The sequence below is a fragment of the Streptomyces luteogriseus genome, assembly GCF_014205055.1.
GTDB lineage: Bacteria > Actinomycetota > Actinomycetes > Streptomycetales > Streptomycetaceae > Streptomyces > Streptomyces luteogriseus.
In genome coordinates, this window is sequence record NZ_JACHMS010000001.1 from 2,106,113 (window position 1) to 2,122,123 (window position 16,011).

The 16,011-nt window shown below is 72.3% G+C and carries 18 protein-coding genes and 2 pseudogenes; 13 read left to right on the plus strand and 7 right to left on the minus strand.

Features of this window, described 5'->3' with window-relative positions:
• Positions 1-6 precede the first annotated feature (6 nt).
• The 7 genes from BJ965_RS09200 (at position 7) to serS (ending at position 6,132) form a co-directional block, all read left to right on the plus strand.
• Entirely contained in the window at positions 7-615 is a 609-nt protein-coding gene (locus tag BJ965_RS09200; RefSeq protein ID WP_184908225.1) for a hypothetical protein, read from the plus strand.
• Positions 612-1,169 carry a flavin reductase family protein gene (locus BJ965_RS09205; RefSeq protein WP_184908226.1) on the plus strand — a complete coding sequence of 186 codons (558 nt, stop codon included), beginning with the start codon at positions 612-614 and terminating at the stop codon, positions 1,167-1,169. Before BJ965_RS09200 ends, BJ965_RS09205 begins: the two co-directional genes overlap by 4 nt.
• Positions 1,166-2,158: a ferritin family protein gene (locus BJ965_RS09210; RefSeq protein WP_030854087.1), complete on the plus strand. Its 993-nt coding sequence runs from the start codon at positions 1,166-1,168 to the stop codon at positions 2,156-2,158. The genes BJ965_RS09205 and BJ965_RS09210 overlap by 4 nt, the downstream gene beginning before the upstream one ends.
• Positions 2,155-3,162, plus strand: coding sequence for a beta-ketoacyl-ACP synthase III (locus BJ965_RS09215; protein ID WP_184908227.1), 1,008 nt, complete (start codon positions 2,155-2,157; stop codon positions 3,160-3,162). The genes BJ965_RS09210 and BJ965_RS09215 overlap by 4 nt, the downstream gene beginning before the upstream one ends.
• 105 nt (positions 3,163-3,267) lie before the next feature.
• Positions 3,268-3,498, plus strand: coding sequence for an acyl carrier protein (locus BJ965_RS09220; RefSeq protein ID WP_018888444.1), 231 nt, complete (start codon positions 3,268-3,270; stop codon positions 3,496-3,498).
• Positions 3,498-4,718, plus strand: a complete 1,221-nt coding sequence (locus BJ965_RS09225) for a beta-ketoacyl-[acyl-carrier-protein] synthase family protein (RefSeq protein WP_030234941.1) — start codon at positions 3,498-3,500, stop codon at positions 4,716-4,718. The genes BJ965_RS09220 and BJ965_RS09225 overlap by 1 nt, the downstream gene beginning before the upstream one ends.
• A 136-nt stretch (positions 4,719-4,854) precedes the next feature.
• On the plus strand, positions 4,855-6,132 hold the full coding sequence (serS, locus tag BJ965_RS09230) for a serine--tRNA ligase (RefSeq protein ID WP_184908228.1): 1,278 nt from the start codon (positions 4,855-4,857) through the stop codon (positions 6,130-6,132).
• A gap of 248 nt (positions 6,133-6,380) precedes the next feature.
• Here serS and fabI read toward each other — a convergent pair whose 3' ends face one another.
• From fabI to BJ965_RS09260, 6 genes are all read right to left on the minus strand, one after another.
• The gene (fabI, locus tag BJ965_RS09235; RefSeq protein WP_184908229.1) at positions 6,381-7,145 is read right to left on the minus strand and encodes an enoyl-ACP reductase FabI; all 765 of its coding nucleotides are present in this window, start codon (positions 7,143-7,145) and stop codon (positions 6,381-6,383) included.
• On the minus strand, positions 7,142-7,468 hold the full coding sequence (gene fdxA / locus BJ965_RS09240; protein WP_184908230.1) for a ferredoxin: 327 nt from the start codon (positions 7,466-7,468) through the stop codon (positions 7,142-7,144). The genes fabI and fdxA overlap by 4 nt, the downstream gene beginning before the upstream one ends.
• Positions 7,469-7,470: 2 nt before the next feature.
• Positions 7,471-8,895, minus strand: a complete 1,425-nt coding sequence (locus BJ965_RS09245; RefSeq protein WP_184908231.1) for an MFS transporter — start codon at positions 8,893-8,895, stop codon at positions 7,471-7,473.
• A 182-nt stretch (positions 8,896-9,077) separates the two neighbouring features.
• A complete protein-coding gene (locus BJ965_RS09250) occupies positions 9,078-10,181 on the minus strand; it encodes a fatty acid desaturase family protein (RefSeq protein WP_030854067.1) in 1,104 nt (367 codons plus the stop codon).
• A 244-nt stretch (positions 10,182-10,425) separates the two neighbouring features.
• Positions 10,426-10,590 carry a hypothetical protein gene (locus tag BJ965_RS09255; RefSeq protein WP_184908232.1) on the minus strand — a complete coding sequence of 55 codons (165 nt, stop codon included), beginning with the start codon at positions 10,588-10,590 and terminating at the stop codon, positions 10,426-10,428.
• Between the two features lie 143 nt (positions 10,591-10,733).
• Positions 10,734-11,729 (minus strand): DUF2156 domain-containing protein, encoded by a 996-nt coding sequence (locus tag BJ965_RS09260; protein ID WP_184908233.1) that lies wholly within the window; start codon positions 11,727-11,729, stop codon positions 10,734-10,736.
• 175 nt (positions 11,730-11,904) lie between these two features.
• Here BJ965_RS09260 and BJ965_RS09265 point away from each other — a divergent pair.
• The 6 genes and pseudogenes from BJ965_RS09265 (at position 11,905) to BJ965_RS09290 (ending at position 15,667) form a co-directional block, all read left to right on the plus strand.
• A pseudogene (locus BJ965_RS09265) lies at positions 11,905-11,997 on the plus strand.
• Positions 11,998-12,028: 31 nt separating this feature from the next.
• Positions 12,029-12,121, plus strand: a pseudogene (locus BJ965_RS09270).
• Positions 12,122-12,542: 421 nt separating this feature from the next.
• Positions 12,543-13,337, plus strand: a complete 795-nt coding sequence (locus BJ965_RS09275; RefSeq protein WP_184908234.1) for an AfsR/SARP family transcriptional regulator — start codon at positions 12,543-12,545, stop codon at positions 13,335-13,337.
• A gap of 108 nt (positions 13,338-13,445) precedes the next feature.
• Complete coding sequence (locus BJ965_RS09280) at positions 13,446-13,877, plus strand: hypothetical protein (RefSeq protein ID WP_184908235.1); 432 nt, start codon at positions 13,446-13,448, stop codon at positions 13,875-13,877.
• Positions 13,878-13,901: 24 nt separating this feature from the next.
• Positions 13,902-15,446, plus strand: coding sequence for an acyl-CoA carboxylase subunit beta (locus BJ965_RS09285; RefSeq protein ID WP_184908236.1), 1,545 nt, complete (start codon positions 13,902-13,904; stop codon positions 15,444-15,446).
• A gap of 32 nt (positions 15,447-15,478) precedes the next feature.
• Positions 15,479-15,667: an acyl-CoA carboxylase epsilon subunit gene (locus tag BJ965_RS09290; RefSeq protein ID WP_030234973.1), complete on the plus strand. Its 189-nt coding sequence runs from the start codon at positions 15,479-15,481 to the stop codon at positions 15,665-15,667.
• A gap of 125 nt (positions 15,668-15,792) precedes the next feature.
• On the opposite strand, the gene BJ965_RS09295 is transcribed toward BJ965_RS09290, so the two are convergent.
• On the minus strand, positions 15,793-15,999 hold the full coding sequence (locus tag BJ965_RS09295) for a hypothetical protein (protein ID WP_184918060.1): 207 nt from the start codon (positions 15,997-15,999) through the stop codon (positions 15,793-15,795).
• Between the last annotated feature and the right edge of the window lie 12 nt (positions 16,000-16,011).

The following is a 16,011-nucleotide window of genomic DNA, read 5'->3' on the forward strand; positions in this document are numbered from 1 at the left end:
CTGACCATGGACCAGGCAAACCCGTTCGAGACACCACGCACGTACTCGCTGCACCGCGCCGAGTACCTGGTGGCCTTCGCCGTCACCACCGGCCTGATGATCGCCCACTTCGGCGAGATCCGCTGGCTGCCGGCGATCGCCCTCTTCCTCTACATCGACCTGATCGGCTACATCCCGGGCGCGATCGCGTTCCGGCGCAGTGGCGGGCGGCCGATCCACAAGGCGTACTACGTCCTGTACAACGTGATGCACAGCCTCATCACCCAGGCCGCCGTGGCCGCGCTGTGGTGCTGGCTGGTGAAGCCGGAGTGGGCGCTGCTGGTGCTGCCCTTCCACCTCTTCGGCGACCGCGGGCTGTTCGGCAACTTCATGAAGTCCTTCGCGCTGCCCTTCGAGCCGGTCCGCCAGCCCGGCTACCTGCGGCTCCTGGACGACCTGGGCCTGCCGCACCCCAAGCCGGTCGGGCATGTGACGGACCCGGTGCCGGTCGGGCACGTCCCGGTCCGCAAGCCGGTGCCGGCGTCGCGGGCGGACGCCGCCGCGGCGCAGGAGGCCCCGACGCAGGCCGCCGCGGCCGGAGAGCCCGCGGCCCGGCAAGCGGAGGCGCTGCGATGAGCACCGCGACCGCGACCGGCCCGCGCACGCGCCGGCCCGTCCGCCAGGACCCGGCCGAACGGCGCCGGGCGCTCTACCACCTGGCGTCCCCCGTGTCGGTGCTGACCACCGGCCCGGAGAGCCGGATGCACGGCACCACCGCGAGCACGGTCACCCTGGTCTCGCGCGAGCCGCTCCTCGTCGGCGTCGTGCTGCGGGCCGGTTCGTCCTTCGCGCGGCGGGCCGCCGCCGAGGGCCGGTTCGCGATCAACGTGCTGGGCGGTGACCAGGCGGAGGTGGCCCGCCGGTTCGCCGACAGCGGGCGCCCCGACGGCAGCGCCCAGTTCGCGGGCCTGCCCTGGACCGCGGACCCGTACGCGCAGGCCCCGCTCATCGCGGGCGCGCTCGCCCACTACACCTGCCGCTTCCACTCCGCCCATCCCGCGGGCGACAGCGAGCTGCTGCTCGGCCACGTCGTGCGCGCCAGGGCGGACGAAGGGCTCCCCCTGCTGAGTTACGCCGGCCGCCTGCACGCCGGCACCCTGCATCCGGCGAAGGAGGCCGCCGCGTCATGACGCAGTCCAAGGTACTCGTGGCCCCCGAGGCCGACTGGGACAAGGCGCCCGGTCTGCTGGACGGGGCGAAGGAACTCACCCTCGGTCCCGAGGAGTGCGACCTCGCCTACTGGATCACCTCGGTGGCCCAGGGCACGCTGCGCGACCGCGGCGTGACCGGCCACCACGACGACGCGATCGTCCCGGACTTCCTGAAGGAGCCGGGCCCGCTGCGCGAGGCGCTGGTGCTGGAGTTCGGTCTGCGCGGGCTGTCCGAGGAGCTGGCCACCCGGCTGCTCGGCCACTACGTGTCGATCGCGCCCGGCATCCCCGAGATGGAGTTCTACGCCACCCAGCTGCTCGACGAGGCACGGCACGCCCGCGTGTTCCGCAACCACCTGGTGGAGCTCGGCATCCCGGCCGACACGCTCCTGAAGAGCATCGACGAGATGGCCCGGGACTACCGCGCCCGGGTGCTGGACCCGGTGGTCGACTTCACCCTCGACATCGTCCGGGACCAGGCCGACTTCCCCGGCGGTGTCGCCGTGTTCGCCATCGTCATCGAGGGCGTGCTGGCGCCGGCCGCCGAGCTGAGCGAACGCAAGTGGACTCCCCTGTCCCCGGCCACCGGCGAGATCTCCCGCGGCACCGCGATCGACGAGATCCGCCATCTGACGGTGGCCAGCACCATCCTGCGCGACCACGTGGCCGCGCACCCCGAGTACCGTCCGCGCCTGCTGGAGATCCTGCGGGCCGGCGTGCGGCTGTGGGACGAGATCCCCGACCGGGAGTTCGTGATCCACCGCGAGGAACTGTTCCAGGAGGGCATGCTCCGGCACGCCGACCGGATCGGCGACTACGAGATCTGGCCCGGCGTGCGGATGCTCGACACCACTCCCGAGCAGCGCTATGACATGGCCGAGCGGTGGACCGACGAGATGGCCGAGGCCCGGATGGCCTACATGGGCCTGCCCCTGGAGATCCTCAGCAGTCCGGGGCCGGGCGCGTGAGCACCGGACGGGCCGCCGTGATCTGCGGGATCGGGTCGTACGTCCCGCCCGACGTGGTCACCAACGAGGACCTGGCCCGGCGCCTGGACACCTCGGACGACTGGATCCGCTCGCGCACCGGGATCGCCCGGCGCCGTGTGGTCGCCCCGGGCACGGCGACCAGCGACCTGGCGGTCGAGGCGGGCCTGCGGGCGCTGAAGTCGGCGGGAGACGGGCGGGCGGGCGCGGTGGTGCTGGCCACCACCACCCCGGACCAGCCGTGCCCGGCCACCGCGCCGCAGGTCGCGGCGCGGCTCGGACTCGGCGAGGTGCCCGCCTTCGACGTGGCCGCCGTCTGCTCCGGCTTCCTCTACGGCCTGGCCAGCTCGGCGGGCCTGATCGCCGCCGGGGTGACGGACCGGGTGCTGCTGATCGCCGCGGACGCGTTCACGACGATCATCAACCCCGAGGACCGCACCACAGCGGTGATCTTCGCGGACGGCGCGGGCGCGGTGCTGCTGCGGGCCGGCTCCCCCGAGGAGCCGGGCGCGGTGGGCCCGCTCGTGCTGGGCAGCGACGGCGGGCTGAGCCATCTGATCGAGGTGCCGGCCGGAGGGTCGCGGCAGCGGTCGTCCGGCCGGGAGCCCGCACCGGAGGACCGTTTCTTCCGGATGGTGGGCCGCGACACCTACCGGCACGCGGTGGAGCGGATGACCGCCACCTCCACCGAGGCGGCCGAGCGGGCCGGCTGGCGGCCGTGCGACGTCGACCGGTTCGCCGCGCACCAGGCCAACGCCCGCATCCTGGAGGCGGTCTCGGAGCGGCTCGGCATCCCCGGCGAACGGCGGCTGAGCAACATCGCACGGGTCGGCAACACCGGCGCCGCCTCACTGCCGCTGCTGCTGGCCGAGAGCGCGGCGGACGGACGGCTCACCGCGGGGCACCGGCTGCTGCTGACCGCGTTCGGCGGCGGGCTGTCCTGGGGCGCGACCACGCTGGTCTGGCCCGAGGTGCAGACCGTCTGACGTCCCGTCACAAGCGGGGCCCGGGCGGCCCCTCCCACAAGCGCTGTCCGACACAGCGGAGAACGGGCGCTTGCGCCTTCGAGAGAACTGTCGAAAGGAACCGACATGCTGGAGCAGCTCAAGGAAATCCTGTCCAACAAGCTCAAGGTGTCGCCCGAGGCCATCACCCCGGAGGCCACCCGGGAGGACATCGAGCTGGACTCGCTGGCCGTGGTGGAGCTGTCGTTGCTGCTGAAGTCCGAGCTCGGCCTGGACGTCAGCGACGACGACCTGCTGGAGGCGGAAACCGTGGCCGACATGGTCCGGCTGATGGAGGAGCGGAGTGCGAAGGTCTGATGGCCGGCATGGACATCGCCGTCACCGGGCTCGGCCTGGTCACCCCGGGTGGTATCGGGGTCGGGCCGAGCTGGGCGGCGGTCTGCGACGGCAGGCCGGCCGCCGCCCTCGATCCGCTGCTGACGGATAACCCCGTACGTATCTCCTGCCGGGTGCCCGGCTTCGACCCCGAGCGCCTGCTGAGCGCGCGGCGGGCCCACCGCCTGGACCGGTTCGTCCAGTTCGCGCTGGTCGCCGCGCACGAGGCGGTGGCCGACGCGGGCCTCGATCCGCAGACGTGGGACGGGGCGCGGGTGGGTGTGGTGCTGGGCTGCGCGGATGGCGGCCCGGGCACCGTCGAGGAACAGCACCACGTGCTGCGCGAGCAGGGCGCCGACCGCGTCTCGCCGCTGCTGCTGCCCATGCAGCTGCCGAACATGCTGGCCGGGCAGACGGCCATCGAGTTCGGGGCGACCGGACCCAACCTGGTGGTGGCCACCGCCTGCGCCTCGGGCGCGACCGCCATCGGCACGGCCCGGGACCTGCTCGCCCTCGGCCGCTGCGACATCGTCCTCGCGGGCGGCAGCGAGGCCATGGTCACCCCACTGGTCATGGCCGGCTTCGCCCAGATGGGGGCGCTGTCGAAACGGCACGACGACCCGGCCTCCGCGTCCCGGCCGTTCGACGCCGACCGGGACGGCTTCGTCGCCGGGGAGGGCGCCGGCATCCTCGTCATGGAACGGGTGGCGGACGCCCGCGCCCGCGGCGCCCATGTGCACGGCCGGATCATCGGCTACGGCGCCACCGCCGACGCCCACCACATGACGTCGCCGCACCCCGACGGCGCGGGCATCGAGGCCGCCGTCCGCGCCGCGCTCGCCGACGCGGGCGCGGACCCGGACGACGTCCAGCACGTCAACGCCCACGGCACGTCGACACCGCTGAACGACCTGGCGGAAGCCCGCATGATCGGCCGGACGCTGCGCGGGGACCCGCTGGTCACATCCACGAAGGGAGTCACCGGACACCTGCTCGGCGCGGCCGGGGCGGTCGAGGCCGCCTTCACCGTGCTGAGCGTCGAGCACGAACTCGTGCCCCCCACCGCCAACCTCGTCATGCCCGACTCCAGGATCGACATCAAACTCGCGCAGACCGCCACCTACATGCCCATCGACCTCGCCCTGAGCAACTCCCTGGGCTTCGGCGGCCAGAACACGGCCCTGGCCATCGCCCCGGCCTGAACGGCCCGGCCACGTACCGGCAGCCGCCCGCGGAGCACCTCCGCCGGGCGGCTGTTCCCGTGCGGCACCCGGCCGCACGGCGCCCACCCCGCCGGTCCGCGGGCCACCCCACCCCGCCCCACGTCAGGAGTCCACCGTGCACGATCCCCAAGAACTGCTGAAGGACGGGCCGCAGGCCGTACGGCGGCTGGCCCGCCGCCGCCACGACCTCGACCCGGCCGCGCTGGCCGACGCCCTGCGCGAGCGCAACGGCGCGCAGGCGGAGGTGACCCGGCTGCGCACCGAGCTGAACCGCACGGCCAGGGCCCGCCGCTCCGGCCCGCCGACCGAGGAGGAGAAGGCGTCCGCCCGGGCGCTGCGGGCCGAGGTGCAGCGGGCCGAGGCCGCCGCCCGCACGGCCGCGGCACACCTGACCGAGCTGCTGCTCTCCGTCCCCAACATCCCCCTGGACGCGGTCCCGGACGGCGACTCGGAGAAGGAGGCCGTGGAGATACGCCGGGGCGGTCCCGCTCCTCGTCCGGCGGACGGCGCCCGCCACCACGCCGACATCGGGGAGTCCCTCGGCATCCTCGACGGCCCGGCCGCGGCCCGGCTGTCCGGTGCCCGCTTCGCCGTCGCCCGCGGGGCCGGGGCACGACTGGAGCGGGCCCTGCGCGACTTCCTCCTCGACCTGCACACCCGTGAGCACGGCTACACCGAGCAGTCGGTGCCGTTCCTGGTCGACCGCGACACCATGACCGGTACCGGGCAGCTGCCCAAGTTCGAGGACGACCTGTTCCGCACCCAGGTCGGTGAGCGGGAGCTGTTCCTGATCCCCACCGCCGAGGTCCCGCTGACCAACCTGGTGGCCGGCCGGCTCCTGGACTCCCGCTCGTTGCCGCTGGCCTTCACCGCCTGCACGCCGTGCTTCCGGGCGGAGGCCGGGGCGTACGGCCGGGACACCCGCGGCATCCTGCGGCTGCACCAGTTCGAGAAGGTGGAGCTGGTGCGCGTCTGCGCCCCCGAGGACGCCCCGGCGCAGCTCGAACTCATGGTGAACCACGCCGAGGAGTGCCTGAAGCGCCTGGAACTGGCGCACCGCGTGGTGCTGCTGCCGGCCGGCGACCTCGGGTTCTCCGCCCGGATGACCTACGACGTCGAGGTGTGGCTGCCGGGCAGCGGCTCCTACCGGGAGATCTCCTCGGTCTCCGACTGCGGCACCTTCCAGGCGCGTCGCGCGGACATCCGCGTCAAGCGGCCCGACGGAACCAGGACGCCTGCGGCCACGCTGAACGGCTCGGCGCTGCCGATCGGCCGCACGGTCGCCGCGCTGCTGGAGCAGGGCGTGCGGGAGGACGGCTCGGTGGTGCTGCCCGAGGCCCTCGTCCCGTACACCGGCTTCCGCCGGATCCTGCCGGGCGGGGACACCGCGTAGGCGCCGGCGGGCGCCACCGCGTAAGGGGTCCTTTCACTATGAGCGTCCGATCAGGTCGCGTGGTCTGGTGCCGTGCATCGCAAGGCGCCGGGGCGCCCTCGTGGCGGAGCCACGTGGGCGTTTCGGCAACGCGGCGAGGTGCGGTGCCAGGCCGCGCGACCCGGACGGGCATAGTGAAAGGACCCCTAAGGGGCGGGAGCCGGGTCCGCGACCCGCTCCCGCCCCTTTCGCCGCGCCCGGCCCGGGGCTCAGGCGCCCATCATGTGCACCCCTCCGTCGACGTGCACGATCTCCCCCGTGGTGCGCGGGAAGAAGTCCGACAGCAGGGCGACGACCCCGCGGGCCGCCGGGTCCGGGTCGGTGGGGTCCCAGCCCGCCGGGGCCCGGTGCTCCCAGACCCCGGCGAGGTCGGCGAACCCGGGGATGGACTTGGCCGCCATGGAGCGCAGCGGTCCCGCCGCGACGAGGTTGCAGCGGACGCCGCGGCCTCCCAGGTCCCGGGCGAGGTAGCGGCTGGTCGACTCCAGGGCGGCCTTGGCGACGCCCATCCAGTCGTAGCGCGGCCAGGCGACCGCGGCGTCGAAGGTCAGCCCGACCACCGAGCCGCCGCGCCGCTCCATCAGCGGCAGGCAGGCCGTGGTCAGCGACTTCAGGGAGTACGCCGACACGTGCACGGCGGTCGACACGTCGTTCCAGTCGCCGTCCAGGAAGGAGAAGGCGCCCCGCGGCCCGTAGGCGATGGAGTGCACCAGTCCGTCCAGGGTGTCGGTGTGCTCGCGGATCCGGTCGCCGAGGCCGTCCAGTTGCCGCTGGTCGGTGACGTCGAGTTCGAGCACCGGGGCCGGCTTCGGCAGCCGTCCGGCGACGCGCTCGATCAGGGAGAGGCGCCCGAAGCCGGTGAGGATGACCTCGGCACCCTCCTCCTGGGCGATGCGGGCCGTGTGGAAGGCGATGGACGCGTCCGTGACGACCCCGGTCACCAGGATCCGCTTGCCGGCGAGGAGTCCGCTCATGTCCGGTTCACCGCCTCGGGCAGGGCCCGCACCAGCGGGGAGTCGTGGCCGAGGGCGCCGAGTGCGGCGGCGCCGCCGGGCGAGCCCACGGCGGCGAAGAAGTCGGCGTTGGAGGCGGTGTGGTCGCCCCACTCGGCGGGCACGTCGTCCTCGAAGCAAATCGCCTCGACGGGGCATACCGGTTCGCAGGCTCCGCAGTCGACGCATTCGTCGGGGTGGATGTACAGGGCCCGGCGGCCCTCGTAGATGCAGTCCACGGGGCACTCGTCGACGCAGGAGCGGTCCTTGACGTCGACGCAGGGCAGCGCGATGACGTAGGCCATCGTCAGCTCCTCTTCGTCACGGGGGTGGTCGGGGGGCCGGGGACGCCGTCGACCGGAGCCCCGGTGGTTCGCTCGCCCAGCAGCAGGACGGTCGCCGCCAGGGCCGCCATCGCCGCGGCGATGACCCCGAACAGGGCACCGGGGCCGTGCGCGTCCAGGACCGGCAGCAGGACGAACGGCAGTGCGGCAGCGCTGAGTTTGGACAGCGAGTAGGCGGCACCGGACGCGGTGGCGCGGATCGCGGTCGGATACTGCTCGGAGAGGTACACGTGCGAGACGCTGGAGAAGACGTTGCTGAACAGGGTGTAGACGAAGCCGAACGCCACGATGAGCGCGGGGGATCCGGCGTAGGCGAAGCCGAGGCCGGCGACCATCATCGCCGCCGCGGACGCCGCGACCAGCGTCCGGCGCTCGAACCGGTCGACGATCGGCAGGGCCAGCGCGGAACCGACCGGGTAGCCCAGGAAGGACAGCGCGGTGAAGCCGATGCCCGCGACGATGCCGTAGCCCTTGGCCGCGACGATCTGGGGGGCCAGCGTGCCGAAACCGTAGTAGCCGACCACGGACAGCACGCAGAAGATCCACAGCACCACCGTGCGGCGCCGCATGCCGCGGCCGAACACGTCGCGCACACGGTGGCGCACCGCGGCCGGTTCCACCGGTCCGGCGGTGTCCGCGGCCACCGGGCGCACCAGCGCGGGACGGTCCGGGTAGGCCTCCTTCTCCATCTCGGCCACCAGCAGCTCGGCCTCCGCGGTGCGGCCCTGGGCGGCCAGCCACCTCGGCGACTCGATCAGCCGGCGGCGCAGCACCCACACCACGGCGGAGCCCAGCGCCCCGATCACGAACAGCCAGCGCCAGCCGTCGATGCCCAGCGGGGACAGGGGCACCAGCCACAGCGCGGCGAAGCCGACGGCGGGCACCCCGCAGAAGGCGACGGTGTAGGCCCAGGCGATGTACCGGCCGCGCCGCTTGGCGGGCAGCACGTCGGCCAGGTAGCAGTCGGACAGCACCTGTTCGGCACCGATGCCGATGCCGGCCATGAAGCGGGTGACGATCAGCCAGGCGGCGTTCGGCGAGAAGGCGCCCAGCAGGGAGAAGCCCGAGTAGATGGCGAGGTTGATCAGGAAGGCCCGGCGCCGGCCGAACCGGTCGGCGATCCGGCCGAGCACCAGCGAGCCGATGAACTGGCCGATGAACACCGAGGCCAGGACGAGTTTGAGCTCGGTCGCCCCGAAGGCGAAGTCGCTCTGGAGCACTTTGGCGATGGTGCCCGAGAGGTTGTTCTCGAACGTGTCGAAGAGCAGGCCGATGCCGATGACCATGGTGAGTCTTCGGTGCATCGGGGTGATCGGCATGCGGTCCAGGCGGACCCCGATCGCGGCGGGAGCGGTGACACCGCCCGCCACCGTGGTGGTCTGGGACATGGGGAGGCTCTCCTTGGACTCCTGGTTCTCAGGGGCTCCGGTGAGGGAACCGCCCGGGCCGACGGCGGGCCCGGGCGTGCGGCCCGGGGGCCGGGGCTGTGGACGCGTGGGGGTGCGGGGGCCGTGCGGGACCGAAGCGTATGGGGTCCCGGACCGGCGGCGACCGAGGGGCGCGGGCCGGGTCAGGCCGCCTGGGCTGCCCGGCGCCTGATCTCCTCCTCCACGGTCCCGGCCCGCACCGGCTCACTGACCTCGTGCAGGTAGGAGGCGACCTCCCGGTAGGACGCCCAGAAGCCGACCTCGTGGTACGGCACCCCGCGCTCGGCGCAGTAGGCGCGGGTCAGTTCCCGGGCGCGCGCCAGGTGCTTCTGCGGCATGGCCGGGAACAGATGGTGCTCGACCTGGTAGTTGAGGCCGCCGTAGAGGAAGTCGACCACCGGGTTCGGGCGGATGTTGCGGGAGGTGAGGACCTGGCGCTCCAGCCAGTCCAGGGTCTCCTCCTCGCCGTCGCGGACGTCCATGCCCTTGTGGTTCGGGGCGAAGATCATGCCGAAGTAGACGCCCAGGGCGGCGTGCTGCACGAGGATGAACGCCACGGCGAGGACCGGCGAGAGCACCGTGAAGACCAGGGCGCAGTAGACCGCGGCGCGCAGCACGATCAGGAACGACTCCAGCACCGGCCGCTTGGTCTTGCCCTGCGCGATGGACACCACGGCCGTCCGGAGCATCTTGAAGCCCTCCAGGACGAGCAGCACGAAGAACAGCACGCTCTGGTGGCGCACGACGAACTTCTGCGTGCCCCGCCGGCTGGGGTACTGCTTGACGTCGAAGATGACGGTGCGCCGACCGATGTCCGGGTCCTTGTCCAGGTGGTTGGGGTTGCTGTGGTGCCGGTTGTGGTGGTTGACCCACCAGCCGTAGCTGACCCCGTTGACGAGGTTGGCGTGGATGTAGCCGACGGCGGAGGCGGCCTTCTTGCTGCGGAACATGGCCTTGTGTCCGGCGTCGTGCCACATGAACGCCGACTGGCCGCCGCACAGCCCCATCCACAGGGCCGTCAGCAGCTGCCACCAGGAGTCGCCCAGGGCGAAGAACGCGGCGAATCCGATCAGCAGCAGGGTGGTGTTGATCGCGAGTCGGCCCACGTAGTAGCGCGGGTCGAGGTCGAGGAGACCTTCCGCTTTGACGCGTTTGAGGAGCTCGGCGAACGTCGCCGAGGCACCGGTGCGCGGGCCGGCCGCGGAGGCGGCTGCTGCCCCGGCTTCTTGTGTGTGCGGACGCTGCATGCGTTGCTCTCCTTGGGAGAAGTGCCCGGTTCGGGCGGCGGCGCCGCTGCCCCGCGGACCTGCGGGCGCCGCGAGTCGACAGTGCTCCCGCGGGCGGTCGGGAACGCGCGGGCGTGCCCGCCCGGCGGTCCGGGAACGCCGGAGCACAGTGCGGTACTCCGCCGGGGACCACCGGACGAACACGTGTCCAGCGTGCTGCGCCGCGCTGATGTGCCACTGATGCCGGTCTGATCGGCGGCGGCCGTCAGGCGGCGGACTCGGCGCGCAGCCGTTCGTCGAGCGCCAGGACGGCGGCGTCGGCGTCGCGCGCCACGTCCTCGTCGTCGGGCGCGCCGATGACGGCCATCAGCCGCTCGACCACGGTGTGCTGGAGTGTTTCGGTGCTGGTGTCGGGGTTGTTGTCACTCATCGCTGGTTCTCCTGTTCCGTAAGACGTGTGGTGCGTGAGGGCGGTGCGGGGAGGGTGACCCGCGGGGCGCCGCGACGTCGCACCCCGCTGCGGGCACGGTCGGTCCGGAGTGTCCCGCTGCGGGCGTGGTGGCTGACGATTCGTCAGAACGCCTTGCAGGCACGGAAGACGTGGGCGAAGGACGCCAGCGAGGCCTGCGGGCCGTCGAAGGCGACGTACTCCGGGATGACCACGTCCGGAGCCCACTTCTGCTTGTACGACAGCTGGGTCTGCGCCGGGTACAGCGCGGCCCCCTCGGCCCACAGGGCGTGCATCAGCCACTGGAACGCCGGGCTGTGGCCGTCGATCTCGTGGTCGGCGTCGAGACCGGTGAACGGGGTGAAGCCGAAGTGCAGCCACTCGACGCCCTCCGAACGGAACACCTCGACGGCGGTCGCGTTGATGGCCTCCATCAGTCCCGGGGAGCCATCCGGGACGCGTCGGCTCAGGTCGTGCATCCAACCGGCCCGGCCGCCGTACACCGGCGAGTAGGAGATGTACGCCACGGGGCTGCCGTCGATGGTGCCGGTGAACAGCCGGCGGTGCGCCTGGGCCGGTCCGCCGATCTGGCCGACCAGGAACTCCAGTTGCTGGGCGCCGCCCTTGGAGCCGAGCCAGGCCCGGTCGATGGCGGCGATCGCGTCCTGCCGGTCGTCGGCGGGGACCTCCTGGACGACCAGGCCGTTGCGGCGGGCCCGGGAGATCTTGTTGCGCAGCTGCATGAAGCGGGTGCCGCGCAGAGTGAAGTCCGGCAGGCCGACGGCCCAGGAGGCGCCGACCTGGTTGACGGTGAAGCCGCGGCGGGCGTAGTGCTCGGCGTCGGCACGCTGGAGCTGGATGCCGACCAGGGTGCGGCCCTCGTCGCGGACGTGCCGGCGGAAAGCCTCCAGGAGAGGGTCGTAGTCGTCGGGGGCGGTGAAGGGGCCGCCGAACTGGACGGCGAACCGGCCCGTGCGGCGGTACACGACGACGCCGTCGGCACCGGGCAGTGTGAAGACGTCATTTCCGCTGTTGAGGGCCAGGAACGCGCTTGGGTTCTCGCTTGACGTATGAGTGCGTATCGCCTCGAGAACCGGGTTTTCCATGGCGGTCACGGTCATTGTTTTCCCCTTTCGGGAGCGTTTTCCGTCGCCCCGAGTAGAGCATCGAGGGCAGGTGCGGGAAAAGACCGGACGGGAATTCTCGGATCGAGTCAGAGAAATGTCAGCGCTTTGTCAGACTTCCCTGCCAATGTTGTTCTCGTGAACGGCACGGGAGACCGGAAGCCGGGAACGAGGAGAGGTGCCCGGAGCGGCTCAACGGGGACCAGAGAGCGATCTCACGGTCGGGCCCACAAAGCCCACGCAGGTTCGAATCCTGCCCTCTCCGCGAAAACGGCCACGCACCAACGGCCGCGCAAGGAGAGGTGCCCGGAGCGGCTCAACGGGGACCAGAGAGCGATCTCACGGTCGGGCCCACAAAGCCCACGCAGGTTCGAATCCTGCCCTCTCCGCTCGTCATATACGCTCCGGCACCCGCCTTCCGGCACGGCCCCGCCCCACCGGCCGCGCCGCCCCGGTGCCGCACGCACCGTCGGTGATCCCCCGCGCCGGCGGACACACGCGCCCCGGCGCACCGCCCGACACTGGGCGGTGCGCCGGGGCGCAGACACGTCCGCATCCACCACCACCCCCTTCCGCTTGACCTCTGTTGTCCGGCAACCGCACAGGTCAGCGCCCATGTCGGCACGACTCGGACTCGTTCAGAAAAAAAATACCTTCTCAAACGAATGATTCTGTGCCAGGATGTAGTCGGGAGGAAACCCCGGGACGGAAGCCGGCCGGGAGACGCCACGCGGCCTCGGCCGCAGAGACGGCCCGCCGCGACCGACCCCCCCGACCACTCTCTGCCGCACTGATCGCCAAGGGGGAAACATGCTGAGGTTCTCGATCCTCGGGGCACTGCAGATCCGCACCGCGTCGGGACCGGCCGAGATCTCCGGCGATCTGCAACGGACCCTGGTCCAGACGCTGCTGGTCAGCGAGGGCCAGTCGGTCTCCGGTGAAGCGCTGGTCGAGGAGATGTGGGGCGAGGGCGCCCCGGACAACCAGTCCAACGCCCTGCAGGCCCATGTCAGCCGGCTGCGCCGTAAGCTGCGCGGCCTCGAGCCCGACCGCACCACCTCGCGCGTCACCATCCACCCCTCGGGCTACCGCCTGACGGTCAACGAGGGAGAGCTGGACGCCGCCGAGTTCGTCAGGACGGTCCGGCAGGCCGAGACCCTCGGCTCGGGCTCACCTGAGGAGGCGGCCCGGTTACTGAGACAAGCCCTGGCCATGTGGCGGGGGCCGGTCTTCGGCGGCTTCACCGGCGGGACCCTGTGCCAGCTCGCCGGCGCCCGCTACGAGGAGTACCGCATGCGGGCCATGGAGCTCCGCTTCGACGCCGAGCTGCGGCTCGGCCGGCACGCCGCCGTCCTGGCCGAACTCGCCGAGACCCACACGAGCCACCCGCTCAGAGAACGCTTCTGCGAGCAGCTGATGATCGCCCTGTACTGCGCGGGCCGCCAGGCCGACGCCCTGGACGTGTTCCGCCGTATGCGCCGCCACCTCGCCGACGAACTCGGCATCGAGCCCTCCCCCGCGCTGCGGCAGGTCGAGAGCGCCATCCTGTCCCACGACCCGGCCCTGTCCGGTGACGTGCGCACTCCCCTGCTCCAGCTCACCTGACGCCACCGGTCCCTGCGCCGCGTAAGCGGCACGTCAGCCGCTGGTCAGCACTGCCTGGAACGATCCGGATCGGAAGTGGAAACCGCCCCCCGACCTTTGGAGAACCACATGACCACGAGCCAGTCGCCGGCCCGCGCCGTGACGACCCAGGGACGCGCGGAGGCCGCGCGTCCGTTACGCCTCTTCCTCGGCCTCGACGCCGTCGTGACCGGCGGCAACGGCCTCATCTACCTGTTCGCCGCCGGTCCGGTGGGGGACCTGCTCGGCCTCGACACCGGCTTCCTCCGCGGCATCGGCGTGTTCCTCACCGTCTACGGCGCACTGGTCGCCGTGCTGGCCAGCCGTCCGGTGCCGTCCACCACGGCCACCAAGGTGGTCATCGAGGCGAACCTGCTGTGGGCGGTCGCGAGCGTGGCCGCCGTGGTCTTCGGCTGGCTGGACCCGAACACCGTCGGCACGGTGTGGACCCCGCTCCAAGCGGCCGTCGTCGCGGCCTTCGCCGTGCTCCAGATGAACGGTCTGCGCCGGCTCGGCAACTGACATCCCGTCCCATCAGGGGGAGACATGAGGTCCCACGTCGCGGAGCTGGCCGGGATACGCCGCCAGGTGCTGGCCGGCCCGAGTGAGAAGGCGACGCGGGCGCAGCACGCCAAGGGCAAGCTGACCGCGCGCGAGCGCATCGGCCTGCTGTTGGACGAGGGCTCGTTCCGCGAGGTCGAGCAGCTGCGCCGGCACCGGGCGACCGGATTCGGCCTGGAGGCCAGGAAGCCGTACACGGACGGTGTGATCACCGGCTGGGGCACGGTGGAGGGCCGCACGGTGTTCGTCTACGCCCATGACTTCCGGATCTTCGGCGGTGCGCTGGGCGAGGCCCACGCCACCAAGATCCACAAGATCATGGACATGGCCATCGCGGCGGGCGCACCGCTGGTCTCCCTCAACGACGGCGCCGGCGCCCGCATCCAGGAGGGCGTCACCGCGCTCGCCGGCTACGGCGGCATCTTCCAGCGCAACACCCGGGCGTCCGGCGTCATCCCGCAGATCTCGGTGATGCTCGGCCCGTGCGCCGGAGGTGCCGCCTACTCCCCCGCACTCACCGACTTCGTCTTCATGGTCCGCGAGACGTCGCAGATGTTCATCACCGGACCGGACGTCGTCAAGGCGGTCACCGGTGAGGAGATCACCCAGAACGGCCTCGGCGGCGCGGACGTGCATGCCGAGACCAGCGGCGTCTGCCACTTCGCCTACGACGACGAAGAGACCTGCATCGCCGAGGTCCGCTACCTCCTGTCCCTGCTCCCGCAGAACAACCGGGAGAACCCGCCCGCGGTGCCGTGCGACGACCCGCACGACCGTCGCTGCGACACCCTCGCCGACCTGGTCCCGGCGGACGGCAACCGGCCCTACGACATGGTGGAGGTCCTCGAGGAGATCGTCGACGACGGCGAGTACCTGGAGGTCCACGAGCGCTGGGCGCGCAACATCATCTGCGCGCTGGCCCGTCTCGGCGGGCAGGTGGTGGGCGTCGTCGCCAACCAGCCCCGGGTGCTCGCCGGTGTCCTGGACATCGAGGCCAGCGAGAAGGCCGCCCGCTTCGTGCAGATGTGCGACGCCTTCAGCATCCCGATCGTCACCCTCCTGGACGTCCCCGGGTTCCTGCCCGGCGTCGACCAGGAGCACGGCGGCATCATCCGCCACGGCGCCAAACTGCTGTACGCGTACTGCAACGCCACGGTGCCGCGGATCTCCCTGATCCTGCGCAAGGCCTACGGCGGCGCCTACATCGTCATGGACAGCCAGTCCATCGGCGCCGACCTCACCTACGCCTGGCCGACGAACGAGATCGCCGTCATGGGCGCCGAGGGCGCGGCCAACGTCATCTTCCGCCGCCGGATCGCCGAGGCCGAGGACCCCGAAGCCATGCGGGCCGAGCTGGTCAAGGAGTACAAGGCGGAACTGATGCACCCCTACTACGCGGCCGAGCGGGGCCTGGTCGACGACGTCATCGACCCCGCCGACACCCGCGAGGTCCTCATCCGCTCACTGGCGATGCTGCGCACCAAGCACGCCGACCACCCCGCCCGCAAGCACGGCAACCCCCCTCAGTGACGGCACGGCCGCCCCACAGTGACGGAGGTCCCATGCTCACTCCCCCGCCCCCCATCCGCATCGAGAAGGGCCAAGCCACGGACGAGGAACTGGCCGCCCTCGCGGCCCTGCTGCTCAGCCGTGCCGCCCGAGCCGGCGTCGACGCGCAGGCGTCCACCCCCGGCACCACCTCCTGGCGCCCCCACCCCTTCCACGCCCCGCACAGCTGGCAGACGCCCTGAGCGGTGACGCGCCGAGGCGCCGGACCGGCCCCTTCCCTCCGAGGGGCCGGCCCGGCGCTTCGGCGCACCCGTCTCCCGCCGGGACACGGGCGGCCCCGTTCGCCCGGTCTCGTGCCGCGGACGGGTCAGGCCCTGGGGCTGACCACCGTGAAGGAGCTGTCGGCGCGCACCACGGCGTACTGGTCGGGGTAGTTGACCGACCGCAGCGACCTGGTGACGTGGGTGGGCAGGGTGACACCGCCGGGGGCGTCGAGACGAACGGGCTGGTCCCGCGCGTGGTCGGCGGGCTTGTCCGTGTCGCCGCCCGCGAGGCGCGCCGGAGCGGGGCGCACCTCGGGGTGGCG